Below are 18,698 nucleotides of genomic sequence, written 5' to 3'. Positions count from 1 at the left end.
CTCGGGGCGGGGCTCACTTGCGGCGTCGCACCAAAAGATCGGGGAAGGCCTTGTGCAGGCTCAGGGCAATCACCACAGCCAAGACGTTCTTGATGATGTCTCCGGGAAGGTAAATGGCGTCGGCCGCAATGGCTGTGGGCAGGCTCATGCCCTTGATGACAAAGCCCACAATTCCGCTGGCATGAATGACCACTGTGCCAGCCATGGCGGCCGCAAACAATGCGGCTGCACGCCAGCGGCGCCGGAGCGCCCAGGTGGCGAGCAGGCCCACCACGGCAACACCGAAGATGAAGCCGATGATGTAGCCGGCGGAGGGGCTGGCCAACACGGCCGGACCGGCGCGGAAGCCGCTAAAAATGGGCAGTCCAATGAGGCCCAGCAGAATGTAAAGGCCCACAGCCGCAGTGCCACGGCCGAAACCAAGGACCAGTCCGCACAAGCTGACAACAAGCGTTTGGAGGGTGATGGCCACACCGAGGGGGCCAACATTCACTCCGGGAACGGCAATGGAAGCAGCCAGCAGAGCAGCAAAAACGGCAATGAGTGACAGGTCCATGGCACTCCAGCGTTTCCGCCGTGAGTATAGACTATGGCGCGAGGGCGATCCGCCGGGCTGCCCGCCGGATGTACCCAACGTCTCTTTCATCGACTGTGATGAAGTCATTAGTGCAACTTTCAGTAAATTTCTCCGGGCGCAGGACTTGGTGGCCCGGGAACCTCGTTAGACTGGACAGGTTGTGCAACGCTCGTCTAGCCCGCAGGGGCTCAGGATTCGTTTCGCGGCACATACCCGCTTACGTGAAAGGTTACTACGTTGATATCGGTCCAAGACCTTGAGTTACGTGCTGGAGCGCGCCTGCTCATGGACGAAGTATCATTCCGCATCGACAACGGTGACAAGATCGGACTTGTGGGCCGCAACGGCGCCGGCAAGACCACCCTGACACGTGTTTTGGCCGGTGAAGGACTGCCCGCAGGCGGCAAGGTCACCCGCACGGGTGAGATCGGCTACCTGCCGCAGGATCCGCGCACCCCTGACATGGAGCAGCTGGCCAAGGACCGCATTCTTGCCGCGCGCGACATGGACAAGGTCATCACCAAGCTGCGCAAGGCAGAGAATGACATGGCCAGCGACGACGACGCCATCCGCGACAAGGCGATGCGCCGCTACGACCGCCTCGAGGCGGAATTCCTGGCTGCTGGCGGTTATGCCGCAGAGGCCGAGGCAGCTGCCATTTCCTCGAACCTTGCCTTGCCTGAGCGCATTCTGAACCAGCCTTTGAAGACCCTTTCCGGTGGTCAGCGCCGCCGTGTTGAGCTGGCACGCATTTTGTTCTCCGGTGCCCAGACAATGCTCCTTGATGAGCCCACCAACCACTTGGACGCCGACTCCATCGCCTGGCTCAGGGACTTCCTCAAGAGCCACAATGGTGGCTTGATTGTGATCAGCCACGACACCGAGCTGCTCGAAGCCACGGTGAACAAGGTCTACCACCTGGACGCCAACCGCGCCACGATTGACCAGTACAACTTGGGCTGGAAGAAGTACCTGGCCCAGCGTGAAACCGATGAGCGTGCCCGACGTCGTGAACGCGCCAACGCTGAAAAGAAGGCCGGCGTCCTCATGGAACAGGCCAACAAGATGCGCGCCAAGGCCACCAAGGCCGTTGCCGCCCAGAACATGGCCAAGCGGGCCGAACGGCTGTTGGCCGGTCTGGAAGAAGTACGCGCCAGCGACAAGGTTGCAGCGCTGCGCTTCCCGGATCCCTCGCCCTGTGGCAAGACCCCGCTGATGGCGGAAGGACTGAGTAAGTCCTACGGCTCCTTGGAGATTTTCACGGACGTCAGCCTTGCCATTGACCGTGGATCCAAGGTGGTCATCCTGGGCCTCAACGGTGCCGGCAAGACCACGCTGTTGCGCATGCTGGCAGGTGTTTCAAAGCCGGACACGGGTGAGATCATTCCCGGCCACGGGCTCAAGGTTGGCTACTACGCCCAGGAGCACGACACCCTTGATGTGAACCGCACGGTGCTTGAGAATATGCGCTCGGCTGCAGGCACCATGAACGACGCCGAGGTTCGCGGCATTTTGGGTTCATTCCTGTTCTCCGGCGACGACGTCAACAAGCCTGCAGGCGTTCTCTCCGGTGGTGAAAAGACGCGTCTGGCTCTGGCCACCATCGTGGCCTCCAGCGCCAACGTGCTGCTGCTCGATGAGCCCACCAACAACCTGGACCCTGCCAGCCGTGCGGAAATCCTGGGGGCCTTGAAGAACTACACAGGCGCCGTTGTCTTGGTCAGTCACGATGAGGGAGCAGTTGCGGCCCTTGACCCCGAGCGTGTGGTTCTGTTGCCCGACGGCGACGAAGACCTGTGGAACCCGGAGTACCTGGACCTCATCACGCTGGCCTAGTCCCCAACTGCTGCCCAAACCAACAGAAACTGCCGTGCGCTGACTTCAGCGCACGGCAGTTTCTGTTGCGGTGGTGGTTGCCAGGAGCTGTTCGTAGCTGATGGACAGCATGGCCTGGTGGCTTCCTGCCCCCGCCCACAGCACGGGGTACTGTGCCAATGAGGTGTCCAAAAAGGTGCGGATTGGGCAGGGGTGGCCCAGCGGTGCCACGCCGCCTACCGGCTGGCCCGCATGTTCCAGAACAAAGTCGGCCGTGGCCCGGCTGATCTTGGCCAAGCCGTGCTCACGGGCCACCAATTTGACGTCCACCTTGGCGGCTCCGCTGGCAAGAATCAGCAGGGGAGCGCCGTCGCACTCAAAGATCAGGCTGTTGGCAATGGCTCCCACATCGCAGCCCAGGACGGCGGCGGCGGTGGCAGCGGTGGCAACGGAATCCGGCACCACGATGACTGTGTCGGCAAGCCCTGCCGCGGCCAGGGCTGCGCGCACGTTCTCAACAACGGGGTTGCGGTTCTCTGTGTTTGTCTCAGTGTTCACGCCTGACAGTCTATGACAAGTATCACAGGGTGTGATGGGGTCGCTCAGCGGCTTGAGCGGTTGTTAGAAGCCTTGGGAATCCAGCAGGGCGTCTTCGGCCTCTTCTGCGGTGGGCCGTGAACCCGGCTTTTTGTTCTTGGGCAGTTGGCGTGGATGGAACGCCGAGCCTCGCCCGTAGAGTTCCTCCACGGGGACGCCCGACTCTTCCGCTTCAAGGGCGTCGAACTCGTCGTTGCGCCGTTGCATTCTGGCAGCGTAGCCAAAGCCGACAAAGGCCAGAACGCCGAAGGCTATCCACTGCAGCGCATAGCTCAGATGCGATCCCTCATCGATCGAGGGAGCAGGAAACGCCACCGGGTTGCTGGCGGCGGCTGGTGTTTCCGTGGCGAGCTGGCCGTAGGCGCCGGTCTTGATGGGATAGCTGAGTTGGGCTGCGTAGTCGTTAAGTTCAATCGAGGCCAGCTGACCGGCGGGGGCGCTTCGGTCCAGTTTGGGCTCGGCGGGCTTTAGTCGTGCCACCACCGTGACGACTCCGCTTTCAGGCTGTGGCACAACGTCGGGGTGGCCGGGTTGGGTGTAGCCAATGGGCAGCCAGCCACGGTCAATGATGACGGTGTCGCCATTCTCCAGCGTTAAGGGAACCAGTACTTCATAGCCGGGAGCGCCATTGAGCGGGCGGTTGCGGACCACCCTCTGGTCGGCTGTTTGGTAGGTGCCCTTCAGGCGCACCTGAGTCCATTCCCTGGCTGGATCGAGCGCCTCAAAGTTGCCGGCCACGGCGTCGTAATCCACAATGGCGCCGGAATAGTTGTTTTGAATCTTTGTGATGTTCTCAACAACCGCATTGCGGCGGTTCATCTGCCAGTTCCCCAACGCCACGCAGGCCAAGGCAAAAACAAGTGCCAAGGCGAAGTAGCCAACCCAGCGGCTGGAGAAAAGAAATTTATACGTCTTCATGAACTAGGCGGAATCCTTAGGGCTCATTGGCAGAGTTTCCTTCCACAGGGAACGGCTTTGAAGGTAGTCCTCCAGCCAGGCCACATGGTCTTGGCAAGCCAACCAGATCTTACGACGGTCGGCTGTGTGAATCTTGGGATTGTTCCACAGGAGTTGCATGGTGGCCACTTCGCGGCAGCCCTTGCGGGAACAGATGGCTGCCTGGGGTGCATCCTGGGCGGGCAGCAGATCAAAAATATTCACGTCTTGTGCTCCTGCGCGTCCAATGGTTCGGTGTTGACGTGTTCGGCGGCGGCCTCGTCGTCGGGAACAATTTCCCCGGTGAGCACCTCGGCGGCTGCCTCATCCGCTGAGGCTTCAGCGCCGGCGTCCACGGCATACATGGGCGCCTCATCCAACAGGTCAACAGTGTCTTGGTGGACAATGTCTGATCCACCGTTGGCAATCACCACAGCCACCCAGGGAAGAATCACTGCGCCGATGACGGGAATCAGCTTGAACCAGCCGTCGAAAATGAAGATGGACACCAAACACACCATCCGAATACCCATGGCTGTGGCGTATTTCACCATGCGCTGATGCATTTCATCGCTATGCGCAACGGCTGCATTGGTAATGGCGGGAACGTCGCGGGCAGGCGCGCCATGACGGTACTTGCTGCGCCGGCCAGCACCGAACTTCGGCGTAGCTGATTGCTCTTTCATCACACTCCAAGGGACCCTTCCATTCTCTCACTGCAGCTGTGCACAACCAAAAGCAAACTGTGTGCCTGCGCGGCTTTCACCGTAGGATTCGTTAACAAAAGCGAATTTCAATGGGCCAGCCGGGTGCCCGCTAGAGGCGCCCGAATGGCTGTTACAACAATGTGTTACAACAATGGAGGAATACATGAGTGCAGCGCAGAGCGCCGAGCGCCAGAGTCGCAGTGTTTTGGTTACGGGCGGCAACCGCGGCATTGGTTTGGCCATTGCCCAGGCATTTCTGGCCAACGGCGACAAAGTTGCCGTGACCTACAGGAGCCCCTCCGAGCTGCCCGTTGGAATCTTGGGTGTCCAGGCCGATGTGACCGACGCGGCGTCCATTGACGCAGCGTTCACCGAAGTTGAGGCAGCCCACGGGCCCGTTGAAGTCCTCATCGCCAACGCCGGCATCACCAAGGACACCTTGCTGCTGCGCATGAGTGAAGATGACTTCACATCCGTCATTGACACCAACCTCACGGGTGCGTTCAGGGTCATCAAGCGTGCATCCAAGGGCATGATCCGCCTGCGCAAGGGCCGCGTGGTACTCATTTCCTCAGTGGTGGGACTGTACGGTTCGGCCGGCCAGATGAACTATGCAGCATCCAAGGCAGGGTTGGTGGGCATTGCCCGCTCCCTGACCCGTGAGCTGGGCTCACGCGGCATCACAGCCAACGTTGTGGCTCCGGGCTTCATCAGCACCGACATGACTGCCGCCTTGCCAGAGGACACCCAAAAGCAGTACCTCGCCAGCATCCCGGCCGCCCGCTTTGCTTCCGCAGAGGAAGTGGCCAACGTGGTGCGGTGGGTCGCCAGTGATGAGGCTTCCTACATCTCCGGGGCCGTTATCCCCGTTGACGGCGGCTTGGGCATGGGCCACTAGACCCGCCCACTCAACACCTGCTCGGGATGCAAAGCGCCATACTCGGTAGTAGCCGGGTGCGCCGATAAGATCTTGCATGAGTCTTTTGTGCGGGTTTGACCGCACAGTTTTTGAATATTTATTGCTAAACCTAAAGGAAATGTTTATGGGAAAGCTTGACGGAAAAACAGCCATTGTCACCGGATCCTCACGTGGGGTGGGTGCTGACGTTGCCAAGTTCTTGGCTGCCGAGGGTGCAGCAGTTGTAGTGAACTACCGCCAGAAGGCGCCGCGTGCAAACAAGGTTGTTGCCCAGATCGTTGAAGCTGGCGGCCGCGCAGTTGCCGTGGGTGCCGACCTCACCACTCAGGAAGGCGTGCAGGCGTTGGTCAGCGCCGCGTTGGAGAACTTTGGCTCCCTGGATTTGGTGGTCCTGAACGCTTCTGGCGGCATGGAAAGCGGCATGGCTGAAAACTACGCCCTCCTGCTTAACCGTGACGCCCAGGTCAATCTGCTCAACGCGGCCATGCCGGTCATGCCGGCCGGATCCCGGGTCGTGTTTGTCACCAGCCACCAGGCGCACTTCATCGAAACAGTGCCCACCATGGCCGAATACCTGCCTGTGGCCAAGAGCAAGCGTGCCGGCGAGGACGCCCTCCGTGCCTTGATCCCCAACCTGGCCGCCGAGGATATCTCCTTGGTGGTGGTTTCCGCGGACATGATTGAAGGCACCGTGACGGCAACCCTGCTGGACCGCGCCAACCCGGGCGCCATCGAGGCCCGCCGCGCTGAAGCCGGCCGCCTTTACTCCGTGGCTGAATTTGCTGGCGAAATCGCCGCCATGGCAACTGCCGATGTTCCCACCGGACACACTGAATACGTTGGCGGAGCGGACTCGTTCAAGTAGGGAACACTTCTGGTTCGGAACTGAACCCGGTGTAAGAGATATAAAAAACTCGGGCCTGGTGAACTGCTGTAAGAGCAGTTCACCAGGCCCGAGTTTTTTGCGGTGGAACGGGGCGCGGCGCCTTAGATGTTGGCCAACGCCAGGGCAACATCCAAATTGGGCAGGTTGATCTGGGCGTCAGCGGCCCGGCGCACGGCAGGCTTGGCGTTGAAGGCAACGCCCAGGGCTGCCGCCGCCATCATGTCCAGGTCATTGGCGCCGTCACCAATGGCCATGGTGGCGTCCTGGGCAATGCCGGACTCCCCGCTCCAGGTGCGCAATTGCACGGCCTTGGTGGCGCGGTCCACCACGGCTCCTGTTACTTTGCCTGTCAGGTGGCCGTCAACGATTTCCAGATCGTTCGCCAAGGCGTAGTCCAGACCCAAACGCTGTGCCAGGGGTGCCAAAATCTGCGAGAAGCCACCGGAAACTGCTGCCACCACGTGGCCGGCAGCCTTGGCCTGGGCCACCAAGCGTTCTGCGCCCACGGAGAGCACAATCGCGGCCCCCACCTCGGCCAAGACGCTCTCCGGGAGTCCGGCCAGCGTGGCCACCCGGTGGTGCAGGCTTTCAGCAAAGTCCAGCTCTCCGCGCATGGCCGCCTCGGTGACCTTGGTCACTTCAGCTTCCGTGCCGGCGTGGGCGGCCAGCAGCTCAATGACTTCCTGCTGAATCAGTGTGGAATCAACATCCATGATGATGAACTTGCGGGCCGCGTTCCGCAAGGAATTGGGCACCACGGCCGTGGTGATGTCTTCGGCGGTGGCCTGCGAAAGGGCCGTGCGCAGGGAAGTGAGGGCTTCCTGGCCTGAAATCGCGTTGCTTTCCTGCCCGCAGGACAGCTCAAAGCTGGTGGTCTCAAAGCCGGGGTGGCTCCGGTTTTGTTCAGAAACGATGGCGCAGCCATGGTCGGCGAGCACTGCGCGAACCTGGTCCAAGGCTTCGGGGGAGAGCGTTTGGCCATAGCTGACTGCGGTGTATGTGGAGGGCATGAATGCATTCTAGCGAAATAGCGCCACCGCCCGCGCACGACTCAAGGGCATTCTGGTTAGCGTTGGCTGCCTTTAGTGTCATAGGCTCCTTGTTTATGAGTGAAGTTTTGGGTTTGGCCGGTGTCAGCGTGGTCCGCGGCACTAAAACATTGTTGGACAACGTCGACTGGCGTGTGGCTGAGGGCGAACGGTGGGTGGTTCTTGGCCCCAATGGCGCTGGCAAGAGCACGTTGCTGCAGATTGCTGGCGCCCGCATGCACCCCACGCGCGGCGTTGCAGGGATCTTGGATGAGGTCATGGGCGCCGTTGATGTCTTCGAGCTGCGCCCGCGGATTGGTCTGGCCTCCGCGAGCTTGGCCGGGCAGATCCCTGAGCTTGAAAAAGTTCTTAACGTGGTGGTGACCGCCTCTTACGGTGTCACGGGACGCTGGCGCGAGGACTATGACCGTGACGACGAACGCCGCGCGTTCAGTCTGTTGGAGGAGTGGGGCGTTTCAACCTTCTTCAACCGCACCTTCGTGTCCCTGAGCGAGGGTGAGCGCAAGCGCGTACAGATTGCCCGCGCCCTCATGAGCGATCCGGAACTGCTGCTGCTGGATGAGCCCGGCGCAGGTTTGGACCTTGCCGGACGTGAAGGCCTGGTGCGCCGCTTGAGCGAGTTGGCTGCCGACCCCCTGGCTCCCTGCACGGTCCTGGTCACACACCACTTGGAAGAGGTTCCTCCGGGCTTCACCCACGCACTGTTGCTGCGCGACGGCGGCGTAGTGGCACAGGGCCCGATTGCCGATGTCTTGACGGAAGAAAACCTCAGCGACACCTTTGGCTTGCCGCTGTCCGTCACCAGCAACGCCGGCCGCTACACGGCAACGGCACGCAACTAGTCCGGCGTCGGACTTTTACGTGTCAGTGAAAACAGGCTAAGTGAACGCGCTCGAATCATTTTTCATCCTGATGGGTGGGCTGTGGGCCGGCACCATCAACACCGTGGTGGGTTCCGGAACGCTGGTCACCTTCCCCATCCTCATTGCCTTGGGCATCACCCCGGTCATGGCCGTGGTGAGCAACGCCATGGGCTTGATTGCCGGGGGAGTCTCCGGCGCCTGGGGCTATCGCAGCGAGTTGCGGGGCATGCGGCACAACCTGGTGCGGCTCCTGCCGGCCTCACTGCTGGGCGGAATTACCGGCGCCTACCTGTTGCTCCACCTGCCGGAACAGGTTTTCCTGGTGGTGGCACCGGTGTTGATTGTTGTGGCGCTGATGCTGGTGATCTTCCAGCCCCGCCTGCAGGCAGCCATCAAGGCCCGCCGGCAGAACACACCCAACGCCCGCTCCCATGAGCTGGTCATGGTGTTTCTGGTGTTTCTGACCGGCGTGTATGGCGGCTATTTTGTGGCTGCCCAAGGCGTCCTGCTCGTGGCTATCTTGGGTATCTTCATGAGTGGCACCTTGCAAAACGCCAACGCCGTCAAGAACGTCCTGGCGCTGGGAGTCAACTGCGTGGCTGCGGTTTCCTACCTGCTCTTTGCCCCCGACAAGATCATTTGGGCAGTGGTTGGGCTCATCGCGATCAGCTCCCTGGCCGGCGGGTTCCTCGGCGCCAAAATAGGGCGCCGCCTCCCTCCGCTGGTCCTTCGCGGCGTCATTGTGACGCTTGGCCTGGTGGCCCTGTACTTTATGGTGATGAAACTGGTAAATGCATGATCGTCCACATTGACGACGCCGCCGATCCCCGGGTCAGCGATTATTTGTCCCTGACTGATGTGCAATTGCGCAAAGTCAAGGAACCCGCTGAGGGCTTGTTCATCGCAGAAAGCTTGAAGGTGATCCGCCGAGCGCTGGCAGCAGGGCACCAGCCCCGCTCGTTCTTCATGACGGAGCGGTGGCTGCCGGACCTGGCGCCCGTACTGGAGCCGTACCCGCACATCCCTGTCTTTGTGGGCACGGCAAAAATTCTGGAACAGATCACCGGATTCAACCTGCACCGTGGCGCCATGGCTGCCATGCACCGGCCTGAGGCCGTTAGCATCCCTGAACTGTTGGCTGGTGCGCGCCGGGTGGCGGTGCTGGAGGATGTGGTGGACCACACCAACATTGGGGCGGTTTTCCGCTCGGCTGCCGCTCTGGGCGTTGACGCCGTGCTCGTCACCCCGCGATGCGCGGATCCGCTCTACCGCCGCAGCATCCGGGTCAGCATGGGCACAGTGTTCCAGGTTCCCTGGGCCAGGTTGCCGGAGTGGCCCGAGGGCATGGCCCTGCTTCATGAGGCTGGATTTACGACGGCGGCACTTGCCTTGAAGCCCGATTCGTTGACCATCCACGAACTTGCCGCCCGCAACGATGACAAACTTGCCCTGATCCTGGGGACCGAGGGAGACGGGCTCAGTGCCGCGACACTGGCCCAGACCGAATACACGGTCATGATCCCCATGTTTTCAGGGGTGGACTCGCTCAATGTGGCGGCCGCCAGTGCCGTGGCTTTTTTCGCCACTCAGGCAAGTCACAACTGAGCCTAGTAGTGTGAAGCCATGAAGACTGGTGAGAAGGTAGCGGATTTCGAATTGCTGGATCAACATGGCACGCCCCGGCGGCTCTCGGAGCTGGTGGCTGACGGTCCCGTGGTGATCTTTTTTTACCCCTTGGCCGGAAGCGGCGGTTGCACCCAGGAAGCCTGCCGCTTCCGTGATCTGGAAACGGAATTTGCCGAAGCCGGGGCAACCCTTGTGGGCATCAGCACGGACTCGCCGGCCAAGCAGCTGGCCTTTGCCACCGAGAACCGTTTCAGCTACCCGCTCCTAAGCGACCCCAAGGGCCACGTTGCAGACCAATTTGGTGTCCGGCGCCGTCTGCTGGCCAGAACGCTGCCCACCAAACGGGCCACTTTCATTGTTGATGCCGAACAGACTTTGCAGTTCCAGGTGGCCAGTGAAACCAACATGGATGTGCACGCCAACCGCGCGCTGGCGGAATTGGGCGTGCGGGCTTGGTGATTTGGGCTCGAACCGGTAAAGTTTCTAGCTGGTCCTCGTGACCAATCCATTCATCAGTCTGGCAAAAACCAGACGATAACACTTTGAGGTTTATAGTGAAGCAGAACATCCACCCCAAGTACGAAGCAATCGTTTTCAACGACTTGGCTTCCGACACCAAGTTCTTGACGCGCTCCACCGCGACTTCCAAGAAGACCATCGAGTGGGAAGACGGCAACACGTACCCCATCATCGATGTTGAAATCTCCTCAGAGTCGCACCCGTTCTACACCGGCAAGCAGCGCATCATGGACAGCGCCGGCCGTGTTGAGCGCTTCAACGCTCGTTTCGAAGGCTTCGGCAAGAAGTAATACTTCTTACCCACAGCTTTTCCAACTGACCCGCAGTAATGGTCGAAAAAACGCGCTTTTTGCGCGATTTTCAGCCACTACTGCGGGTCAGTTTTTTGTTTGGGGCGGGCCGCTGCTTTTGCGCATCCAATCCACTACTGGGGATGATGGAGTCATGGTTTCTTTTCTTCACGGCGAATACAAGGTTCTTGGCGGCAAATTGGTGGTGGTCGACTGCAGCGTGGTTGACGGATTGCTGAACAACGTGCGCGTCAGCGGTGACTTCTTCCTCGATCCGGACGAAGCTCTCGATGACATCAATGCCGCATTGACGGGGCTTTCTGCCGACCTGCCGGCCGCTGCACTCAGCGACGCCATCACAGCCGCCCTGCCGGCCAACGCAGTGTTGTTTGGTTTCTCCGCAGCGGCTGTTGCCGTGGCTGTGCGCCGTGCCCTGACCAAAGCCACCAGCTGGCTGGACCACGACTGGGACATCATTGCCCCCACCGTGCTGCCCACGGCCATCAACGTGGCCCTGGATGAGATCCTCACCGAAGAAGTGGGCGCTGGCAGGCGCAACCCCACCCTCCGTTTTTGGGACTGGGATGAGCCATCCGTGGTCATTGGCAGTTTCCAGTCGGTGCGCAATGAATTGGACGCCGACGGTGTGGCCAGGCACGGCATCAACGTGGTCCGGCGGATCAGCGGTGGCGGGGCCATGTTCATGGAGGCCGGCAACTGCATCACCTACTCGCTCTACGTGCCCCAGAGCCTGGTGGACGGGCTCACCTTTGAAGATTCCTACAAGTTCCTCGATGACTGGGTGCTGGCTTCCCTGGAAGCCATTGGTGTGCAAGCTTTCTACGTGCCGCTTAATGACATTGCCACGGATCTTGGCAAGATTGGCGGCGCAGCCCAAAAACGCCTCAGCAATGGTGCCATGCTCCACCACGTGACCATGAGCTATGACATCGACGCCGAGAAGATGGTGCAGGTGCTGCGCATCGGCAAGGAAAAACTCTCCGATAAGGGCCACCGCTCCGCCAAAAAGCGGGTGGACCCCCTGCGCCGGCAGAGCGGACTGAGCCGTGCGCAAATCCTTGACGTGATGAGAGGAATTTTCACCGACCGCTATGGCGCCCGTCCTGCCGTGCTCAGTGCAGAAGAACTTGCCGAGGCAGCGCGCCGTGTGGACACCAAGTTCGGCACCGGGGAATGGTTGCACAGGGTCCCGTAGCTCAGTTCCGGGCTACATGGCCTGCGCCCTGAGCGACCGCAGCAACTGGTCGCGTTGTTCCAAGACAATCCGGCGAAGACCCGTGGGAGCGTCGCTGTGCTGTTCCAGCCAGCTATCGGTACGCTGCAACACGGGATGGCTGCCAGGCGCTGTGCCAGGAGCCAATTCCTGCCGTGCAGGGTAGAGCCCGCGGACAATGCGCCCCGCAATTTCCAGGCTGCGCTCAGTCCAGACTTGATGGATCGCAACAAAGTAAGGTTCCTCAAATGGCTGCAGCAAGGTAGCCGGTGCCATGGTGAACCCGGCAATGGTGGCGCTCAGGAGTTCATTGCTCAGTTCGGTTCCCTCAACGACTTGATGCCACAGCAGCTGCTTGTGGTCGGCGTTGGGGAACGCCGCCGCGGCCGTGCAGTGGGCTGCCCTGAACTCGGCGGTGGTGTCAGCTGCAAGTTCCGCATTGAGTTCAGTCATGGTTGCGGCTCCCCGGGCGGCCAAGGACTGCCACAGTTGCCAGCGCAGGTCGCCATCCATGGTCAATCCGGCAGGTACGTCCACACCGTTGAGCAATCCTCTGATACGGTCCACAGCAGCATCGCTGCTGCGTCCCACAACAGCTAGGGCGCGGGCCCACACCAATTGCCCGTCGCTGCCGGAACTGGCGGCATCAAGGTTGTTCGAGACGCCGCCTGTGAGGAGCCCCAGGGCCGCTGCACGGAGTTCCTGGGAAGTGTAGTGGTTCAGGGCATAGCAAGCATTGTCCACCAAGGTCTGCAAGACACTGATGTCTGATTCATGGCCGCTTTGCTCCACCACAGCCCGGATATAGCTGGTGGCCGGCAGGAGGGCATCCCGCGTGGCATTCCACAACGCTGACCACACCAAACTGCGGGCCAGAGGATCGCTCACCGCCCCGGCGCAGGCAAGTGCTGTGGTGAGGGATCCGGCGTCGAACCGTACCTTGGCGTAGCTGAGGTCCTGGTCGTTGAGCAGGACCATGTCCGGGGCGGGCAGGCCCACGGCGGCACCGACCTCCGTCAGCTCACCGCGGACATCGAGGATAAACGCTTGGCTGCGCTCCAAGGTTTCGCCGTCGTTATCGAAGAAGCCGACGGCCAGCCGGTGCGGTCGCAGCGCACTTTTCCCTGTCACGGGGTCCACGGACTCCTGCGCAATGGTGAAGGAGGTGACCTTGCCATCCTCGACAACGATGTGGGGTGTCAGCGTGGACATGCCGGAGGTTTGCAACCAGTCGCTGGCCCAGGAGCTCAGATCACGGCCTGAGGCATCGCTCAGCGGCTTCAACAGATCGGTCAGTGAGGTGTTTGCGTAAGCGTGGGAGGCGAAGTATTCGCGCGAGCCGGCCACGAACGCGTCTTGGCCAACATAGGCCACCAGCTGCTTGAGCACCGATGCGCCCTTGGCGTACGTGATCCCGTCAAAGTTCGCCTTGGCGGCTTCCACATTGGGGATGTCCGCCGCGATGGGGTGGGTGGTGGGGAACTGGTCTTGCACATACGCCCACGCCTTGCGGCGGCTGGCGAACAAGGTCCATGATTTTTGGCCCCAGGCCGTGGCCTCGGCGACTGCCAAGTGCCCCATGAAGTCGGCCACGGATTCCTTCAGCCACAGATCGTCCCACCAGGCCATGGTGACAAGATCGCCAAACCACATATGCGCCATCTCATGCATGATGGTGTTGGCCCGCTGTTGATAGGCAGTGTCAGTGGCGCGGGAGGCGTGCAGATACGTCTCGGTGAAGGTCACCAGGCCCGGATTCTCCATGGCACCGAGATTGTATTCAGGCACGAAGGCCTGATCGTATTTGCCAAAGGGGTACGGAAAGTCGAACAGGTCGTTGAAGTACTGCAACCCTGACTTGGTGATGTTGAAGATTTCTGCCGCATCAAAGTGCGGGGCAAGGGAGGCACGGCAGTAGGCTGCCAACGGGATCTCCAACTGTTGGCCGGCGTGGGAACTCTCCGGCCCGAAGACCATGGAAAAGTGGTCCTCCACCTTGAAATACGGGCCGGCCAGGACCGTGGTGATGTAGGTGGAGATGGGCACTGTGGGGGCAAAGTCCCAGAGGCTTGAGGGTGCCCCGCCGGAACCATTGCCAGCCACCTGCTGTTGGTTCACGACGCTCTGGTTGGAAGCCACCTCCCACGCCGACGGCGCAATAACGTGGAACGTGAACGGCGCTTTGAGGTCGGGCTGCTCAAAGTTAGCGAACACCCGGCGTGCATCCGAGGGCTCAAATTGCGTGTAGGTGTACGTTTGCCCGTCGGCTGGATCCACAAAACGATGCAGGCCCTCTCCGCTGCTTGAATACGCCGCAATGGCGTTTACGGTGACCTGGTTCTCGGGGGCCAGCTGCGGCAGGTGGATTCTGGCACCGTCAACAACGTGGTCAACGTCCAATTCCTCGCCATTGAGGATCACGGAAACCACTTCCGGGCCCATGAAGTCCAGAAAAGTGCTGCCGGGGCTGCTGGCCGCAAAGCTAATGTTGCTGCGGGTGGGGAAGCCATGCACGCTCAGGTCTTGAACCCGGCTCAGGTCTAGATGTACGTCATAGTGATGGACGTTCAATTGCGACTTACGGGCGGCCGCTTCATTGCGGGCCAAATTGGAATTCAACACCCAGCCATCTAATCACGGGTTCGGTGACTTGTTGCCCGCCTCGCACTGCGGACCTGAAACGACGGACACCGCAGTGCGGGTTTTAGGCTGCCATGAGGTGAACGGCGCCAAACGCGAGGGTGGCGATGAGAGCCCAGGCGCACAAGGCCATAACCGTGGCGCGCAGGCCTGTATCAAACAATTCACTCATCCGCACACTGGAACCCAAACCAAAGAGCGCTGCGCCCAGGGCAATGTCTTGGGCCAGGGCCCCTGCTTCGATGGCCCCATGCGACAGCCACCCAGTGGAGCGCAGGGCCGCCATGAGCAGGAATCCAATGACAAAGAGCGGCACAACAGGGGGGAACCGCGGGGCTGCCACGGTCTCACCGGTCAGGGCGTTTCTGGCATCCTGGGCAAGACGATCCTTGGTGTGCCGTTTGCGTTCCAAAACGCCAGCCACTCCCACAATGGGTGCCAGCATAATCACGCGCGTCAATTTGATGACAACCGCAGCACTCAGGGCCACTGCACCGGCTGTTTGGGCAGTCGCCACAACCTGGCCGACGTCGTGAACGCCTGCACCCACCCACTGGCCAAACTCCAGCGCATTAAGTCCCAGGGGGTTCATCAGAAGCGGCAGAATGCCAATGGCAAGGGTGCCGCACAGGGTCACCAGCGCCACGGGCAGGACCGTGTCCTCGTGCTTGGTGCCCTTCACGGCAGCCATGGCCCCGATGGCCGAGGCCCCACAGATGGAGAATCCTGTGGCAATCAGCAGCGGCGCATCGCCGTCGAGCCTGAAGAGTTTGCCGAGGGCATAGGTGCCGGCAAAACTGAGCAACACCACCCCGGCTACCAGCAGCACGCTGACCCAGCCAAGATTCACAATGTCGCCGAGGCTCAGTTTGAGCCCCAGAAACACAATTCCCACCCGCATGAGGTGCTTGCCTGCGAAATTCAGGCCGGCACGCCACGGTCCCTGGCACAGGCTTGACGTTCCCGGGACGTTCACCGCCGCAATTCCAAGGACGACGGCGATGGTCATGGCGGGCAGCATCGGCACCAAAGCGTGGACTAGCAAGGAGACACCCACGGCCAATAGTGCCACCGCCAGTCCTGGGGCGAGCTTGCGGGCGGATGCGAGGAAGGCAGCTACCGTGGAGTTGCCACGTGCGCTGTTGCCGCCAGTTTCCTCGCCGCCATTTACCACGGACTGGGCTTGTAGTCCTTGAGGAAGACCCCGTACTGGTCCTCACCCGATTCGCCCATCACAATGGGATCGTAAACCCGAGCGGCACCGTCAACCAGGTCAAGCGGTGCATGGAAACCTTCTTCGGCTAGGCGCACCTTGGTGTAGTGGGGACGCTCGTCGGTGATCCAGCCAGTGTCAACGGCAGTCATGAGGATGCTGTCCGTCTCCAGCATTTCCTTGGCGCTGGTGCGGGTGAGCATGTTCAGGGCCGCTTTCGCCATGTTGGTGTGCGGGTGCCCGGGGCCCTTGTAGGCGCGGGAGAACTGGCCCTCCATGGCGGAGACGTTGACAATGTATTTGCGGTGCGCGGTGGAGGCCTTCATGGCGGGGCGAAGCCTTGAGACCAGCAGGAAGGGCGCTGTCACGTTGCAGAGCTGAACTTCCAGCATTTCCAGGGGATCCACCTGGTCCACCACCTGGGTCCAGCTGTTGATCGTGGCAACATCGGGGACAAGTCCGCCAGCATCGATGGCGGTGCCGGCTTCAATGCGATCCAAAGAGGCCGAGCCCATGGACAGTGCCAGTGCGGCAATCTCGTCGCCAGCCAGCTGCGGGTGTTCCATCATTTGCGTTGCCAAAGCCAGTGGGTGTTTGTCATGGGCGTGCCCAAAGGTGACCAGTTCTGGCATGGGGGAGTCGGTGGGGAGCTCTTCCAGCTCGGCGTCCACCAGGGGCTTATAGGCGTTCCCTGAGCGGCGGACCGTCTGGGCGGCATTGTTGATGATGATATCCAACGGCCCGGCCTCGTTGAGGGAGTCGGTCAAGGCCACCACTTGGGTGGGGTCCCGGAGATCGATCCCAACAATGCGTAGGCGGTGGATCCACTCACTGCTGTCTTCCATGGCGGAGAACCGGCGGGCGGCATCTTTGGGGAATCGTGTGGTGATGGTGGTGTGGGCACCGTCGCGAAGCAGGCGTAGGGCAATGTACATGCCGATTTTGGCCCGGCCGCCGGTGAGCAGCGCCCTTTTGCCGCTCAAGTCTGTGCGGGCGTCACGCTTTGAATGGTTGAATACAGCACATTCGGGGCAAAGCTGGTGGTAGAAAGCGTCAACCTGGGTGTAAGGCTGCTTGCAGATGTAGCAGGGGCGGGGACGCAATAGCGTCCCCGCTGTGTCGCCGGTGGTTGACGGCTTGAGTTTGTTACCGCGAGTTTCATCATCTATGCGGTCGGGGGCCGCCGTGGCAGTCTTTGCAAGCACTGCCTTGTCGGCCTCGTTGACGGCGTCGCGCTTTGCAGTGCGACGGTACCGCTTGACTGCCTTGAACATCTTTCCTGTGGCTCGGCGAACCAAGACATAGTCGGGATGTTCTTCGTCATAGACATGGATATTCTCCAAAACTTTAAGACAATTTTGGATTTCTTCGGGTGTTAAGTCAGGGGCAGTCACCCCATAATTTTAGCCTCTTCGACAGATGCCACTGACCCAATTGCGTCGATCTGGTTCTTGACCACTAGATCTACGGTTTCCTGGGATACCAGTTCATTCCCAACGGCCAGTGACAGTGCTTCAGGAATTTCGGCTGCGGCAGCCAAGGCAAGCGCCCTCTCCGCATCATCGGGTGCGGGAACAATTTGACCCTTGCTTAATACAGTGAGGCCAGACTCGGTGACGAGGAAGCCCCGTGCCCTGTCCAGCTCCGGGTCCAAACCAATGGTGGCTCCCGCCGGAATCCTGACGTTTTTGTCAATGATGGCCCGGCGCACGACGGCGCCCGATCCCACAATGACCTTGTCCATCAAGACGGAGTCCTGGACGCGAGCACCCGTACCAACGAACACGTCGTTGGAGAGAACTGAGTTTTCTACAACGCCACCCGTCACAACTACACCAGGGGCAACGATGGAGTCCAAAGCGGTTCCCACCGTATTGTGCTCACCCCGGACAAATTTGGCGGGAGGAGAAACAGTGCTGCGCGTATAGATTGGCCACGCACGGTTGTACAGGTTGAAGATGGGCAGCGGGGAAATCAGGTCCATGTGTGCGTCGTAGTAGGAGTCAATGGTCCCCACATCACGCCAGTAGTTCCTGTCCCGATCGGTGGCGTCGGGAATGTCGTTGGTGGTGAAGTCATAGACATAGGCTTCATCTCGGTCCACAAAGTAAGGGATGATGTCCCCGCCCATGTCATTCTTGGTGTCCTTCTTGGCGGCGTCCTGTTCGAGGGCTTCGACCAAGGCATCGGCGTCGAATACGTAGTTGCCCATGGATGCCAGGAACTGATCGGGGGCATCCGGAAGCCCTGGAGTTGATTCCGGCTTCTCCACGAAGGCGGAAATCTTGTGTGCCCCGATGGCACCGGGAACTTCTGCATCATCAATTTCAATGACACCAAATTGATCGGCCAGTTCCAGGGGCTGGCGCACCGCGGCGACTGTGGCGCGGGCTCCTGACTTGATGTGGCTTTGTACCATCTGCTCAAAGTCCATGCGGTAAACGTGATCGGCGCCGACCACAACAACAATGTCCGGCTCGGCGTCGCCGATCAGATTCATAGACTGGTAAATGGCGTTTGCGCTGCCCAGGAACCAGCTCTTGCCGCGACGCTGCTGAGCCGGCACAGAGGCAACATAGTTTCCCAATTGCGTGGCCATGCGCCACGTTTCGGAAATATGACGATCCAAGCTATGCGATTTGTATTGTGTCAATACAACAATCTTCAAATAGCCGGAATTCGCCAGATTGGATAAAGCGAAATCGACCAAGCGAAAACCAGCAAAAGGTACTGCTGGCTTGGCACGGTCAGCCGTCAAGGGCATCAGTCTCTTGCCCTCACCGCCTGCCAAAACGATCGCCAAAACCTTCTTTACTGACATGTTTCA

Annotated in this window: 19 protein-coding genes; 9 read left to right on the top strand and 10 right to left on the bottom strand. The window is 60.5% G+C overall.

Annotated features, from left to right (window positions below; genetic code table 11):
• Positions 1-13: 13 nt before the first annotated feature.
• Positions 14-556 carry a biotin transporter BioY gene (locus CVS28_RS10530; RefSeq protein ID WP_243399825.1) on the bottom strand — a complete coding sequence of 181 codons (543 nt, stop codon included), beginning with the start codon at positions 554-556 and terminating at the stop codon, positions 14-16.
• Between the two features lie 258 nt (positions 557-814).
• On the opposite strand from CVS28_RS10530, the gene CVS28_RS10525 reads away from it, so the two are divergent.
• Positions 815-2,413, top strand: coding sequence for an ABC-F family ATP-binding cassette domain-containing protein (locus tag CVS28_RS10525; protein ID WP_103465727.1), 1,599 nt, complete (start codon positions 815-817; stop codon positions 2,411-2,413).
• A gap of 45 nt (positions 2,414-2,458) precedes the next feature.
• Here CVS28_RS10525 and CVS28_RS10520 read toward each other — a convergent pair whose 3' ends face one another.
• The 4 genes from CVS28_RS10520 to CVS28_RS10505 all read right to left on the bottom strand — a co-directional run bounded on the left by CVS28_RS10520 (position 2,459) and on the right by CVS28_RS10505 (position 4,611).
• Positions 2,459-2,950 carry a YbaK/EbsC family protein gene (locus CVS28_RS10520; RefSeq protein ID WP_103481476.1) on the bottom strand — a complete coding sequence of 164 codons (492 nt, stop codon included), beginning with the start codon at positions 2,948-2,950 and terminating at the stop codon, positions 2,459-2,461.
• A gap of 63 nt (positions 2,951-3,013) precedes the next feature.
• Positions 3,014-3,907 (bottom strand): SURF1 family cytochrome oxidase biogenesis protein, encoded by an 894-nt coding sequence (locus tag CVS28_RS10515; RefSeq protein ID WP_103481475.1) that lies wholly within the window; start codon positions 3,905-3,907, stop codon positions 3,014-3,016.
• A gap of 3 nt (positions 3,908-3,910) precedes the next feature.
• Positions 3,911-4,150 (bottom strand): acetone carboxylase, encoded by a 240-nt coding sequence (locus CVS28_RS10510; RefSeq protein ID WP_103465724.1) that lies wholly within the window; start codon positions 4,148-4,150, stop codon positions 3,911-3,913.
• Positions 4,147-4,611, bottom strand: a complete 465-nt coding sequence (locus tag CVS28_RS10505) for a DUF3099 domain-containing protein (RefSeq protein WP_103481474.1) — start codon at positions 4,609-4,611, stop codon at positions 4,147-4,149. Before CVS28_RS10505 ends, CVS28_RS10510 begins: the two co-directional genes overlap by 4 nt.
• A gap of 184 nt (positions 4,612-4,795) precedes the next feature.
• On the opposite strand from CVS28_RS10505, the gene CVS28_RS10500 reads away from it, so the two are divergent.
• The gene (locus CVS28_RS10500; protein ID WP_103481473.1) at positions 4,796-5,530 is read left to right on the top strand and encodes a beta-ketoacyl-ACP reductase; all 735 of its coding nucleotides are present in this window, start codon (positions 4,796-4,798) and stop codon (positions 5,528-5,530) included.
• 145 nt (positions 5,531-5,675) lie between these two features.
• Complete coding sequence (locus tag CVS28_RS10495; protein ID WP_103465721.1) at positions 5,676-6,416, top strand: SDR family oxidoreductase; 741 nt, start codon at positions 5,676-5,678, stop codon at positions 6,414-6,416.
• Positions 6,417-6,538: 122 nt separating this feature from the next.
• Here the strand turns inward: CVS28_RS10495 and serB are convergent, their stop codons facing one another.
• Complete coding sequence (serB, locus tag CVS28_RS10490; RefSeq protein ID WP_103481472.1) at positions 6,539-7,447, bottom strand: phosphoserine phosphatase SerB; 909 nt, start codon at positions 7,445-7,447, stop codon at positions 6,539-6,541.
• Positions 7,448-7,542: 95 nt separating this feature from the next.
• Between serB and CVS28_RS10485 the strand changes: the two genes are divergently transcribed.
• From CVS28_RS10485 to lplAB, 6 genes are all read left to right on the top strand, one after another.
• A complete protein-coding gene (locus CVS28_RS10485; protein ID WP_103465719.1) occupies positions 7,543-8,328 on the top strand; it encodes an ABC transporter ATP-binding protein in 786 nt (261 codons plus the stop codon).
• Between the two features lie 40 nt (positions 8,329-8,368).
• The gene (locus tag CVS28_RS10480; RefSeq protein ID WP_370739501.1) at positions 8,369-9,148 is read left to right on the top strand and encodes a sulfite exporter TauE/SafE family protein; all 780 of its coding nucleotides are present in this window, start codon (positions 8,369-8,371) and stop codon (positions 9,146-9,148) included.
• Positions 9,145-9,954 (top strand): TrmH family RNA methyltransferase, encoded by an 810-nt coding sequence (locus CVS28_RS10475; RefSeq protein WP_103465718.1) that lies wholly within the window; start codon positions 9,145-9,147, stop codon positions 9,952-9,954. Before CVS28_RS10480 ends, CVS28_RS10475 begins: the two co-directional genes overlap by 4 nt.
• Positions 9,955-9,972: 18 nt before the next feature.
• The gene (locus CVS28_RS10470) at positions 9,973-10,434 is read left to right on the top strand and encodes a peroxiredoxin (RefSeq protein WP_103465717.1); all 462 of its coding nucleotides are present in this window, start codon (positions 9,973-9,975) and stop codon (positions 10,432-10,434) included.
• A 95-nt stretch (positions 10,435-10,529) separates the two neighbouring features.
• Positions 10,530-10,784 carry a type B 50S ribosomal protein L31 gene (locus tag CVS28_RS10465; RefSeq protein ID WP_103465716.1) on the top strand — a complete coding sequence of 85 codons (255 nt, stop codon included), beginning with the start codon at positions 10,530-10,532 and terminating at the stop codon, positions 10,782-10,784.
• A gap of 154 nt (positions 10,785-10,938) precedes the next feature.
• Entirely contained in the window at positions 10,939-12,000 is a 1,062-nt protein-coding gene (gene lplAB, locus CVS28_RS10460; protein WP_103481471.1) for a lipoate-protein ligase LplAB, read from the top strand.
• A gap of 12 nt (positions 12,001-12,012) precedes the next feature.
• Here the strand turns inward: lplAB and pepN are convergent, their stop codons facing one another.
• The 4 genes from pepN to glgC all read right to left on the bottom strand — a co-directional run bounded on the left by pepN (position 12,013) and on the right by glgC (position 18,692).
• On the bottom strand, positions 12,013-14,640 hold the full coding sequence (pepN, locus tag CVS28_RS10455) for an aminopeptidase N (protein ID WP_103481470.1): 2,628 nt from the start codon (positions 14,638-14,640) through the stop codon (positions 12,013-12,015).
• Between the two features lie 82 nt (positions 14,641-14,722).
• Positions 14,723-15,736, bottom strand: a complete 1,014-nt coding sequence (locus CVS28_RS10450) for a YeiH family protein (protein WP_243399834.1) — start codon at positions 15,734-15,736, stop codon at positions 14,723-14,725.
• 89 nt (positions 15,737-15,825) lie between these two features.
• The gene (locus CVS28_RS10445; RefSeq protein ID WP_103481468.1) at positions 15,826-17,265 is read right to left on the bottom strand and encodes an SDR family oxidoreductase; all 1,440 of its coding nucleotides are present in this window, start codon (positions 17,263-17,265) and stop codon (positions 15,826-15,828) included.
• On the bottom strand, positions 17,262-18,692 hold the full coding sequence (glgC, locus tag CVS28_RS10440; RefSeq protein WP_103465711.1) for a glucose-1-phosphate adenylyltransferase: 1,431 nt from the start codon (positions 18,690-18,692) through the stop codon (positions 17,262-17,264). The genes CVS28_RS10445 and glgC overlap by 4 nt, the downstream gene beginning before the upstream one ends.
• Positions 18,693-18,698 lie beyond the last annotated feature (6 nt).

The sequence above is a fragment of the Arthrobacter glacialis genome (assembly GCF_002909415.1).
GTDB lineage: Bacteria > Actinomycetota > Actinomycetes > Actinomycetales > Micrococcaceae > Specibacter > Specibacter glacialis.
This window is presented reverse-complemented; position numbering and strand designations above follow the sequence as displayed.

Coding starts and splice junctions, on each gene's coding strand:
- CVS28_RS10530 (WP_243399825.1), bottom strand. CDS start 556: ATGGACCTGTCACTCATTGCCGTTTTTGCTGCTCTGCTGGCTGCTTCC.
- CVS28_RS10515 (WP_103481475.1), bottom strand. CDS start 3,907: ATGAAGACGTATAAATTTCTTTTCTCCAGCCGCTGGGTTGGCTACTTC.
- CVS28_RS10505 (WP_103481474.1), bottom strand. CDS start 4,611: ATGAAAGAGCAATCAGCTACGCCGAAGTTCGGTGCTGGCCGGCGCAGC.
- CVS28_RS10500 (WP_103481473.1), top strand. CDS start 4,796: ATGAGTGCAGCGCAGAGCGCCGAGCGCCAGAGTCGCAGTGTTTTGGTT.
- CVS28_RS10495 (WP_103465721.1), top strand. CDS start 5,676: ATGGGAAAGCTTGACGGAAAAACAGCCATTGTCACCGGATCCTCACGT.
- serB (WP_103481472.1), bottom strand. CDS start 7,447: ATGCCCTCCACATACACCGCAGTCAGCTATGGCCAAACGCTCTCCCCC.
- CVS28_RS10485 (WP_103465719.1), top strand. CDS start 7,543: ATGAGTGAAGTTTTGGGTTTGGCCGGTGTCAGCGTGGTCCGCGGCACT.
- CVS28_RS10475 (WP_103465718.1), top strand. CDS start 9,145: ATGATCGTCCACATTGACGACGCCGCCGATCCCCGGGTCAGCGATTAT.
- CVS28_RS10470 (WP_103465717.1), top strand. CDS start 9,973: ATGAAGACTGGTGAGAAGGTAGCGGATTTCGAATTGCTGGATCAACAT.
- lplAB (WP_103481471.1), top strand. CDS start 10,939: ATGGTTTCTTTTCTTCACGGCGAATACAAGGTTCTTGGCGGCAAATTG.
- glgC (WP_103465711.1), bottom strand. CDS start 18,692: ATGTCAGTAAAGAAGGTTTTGGCGATCGTTTTGGCAGGCGGTGAGGGC.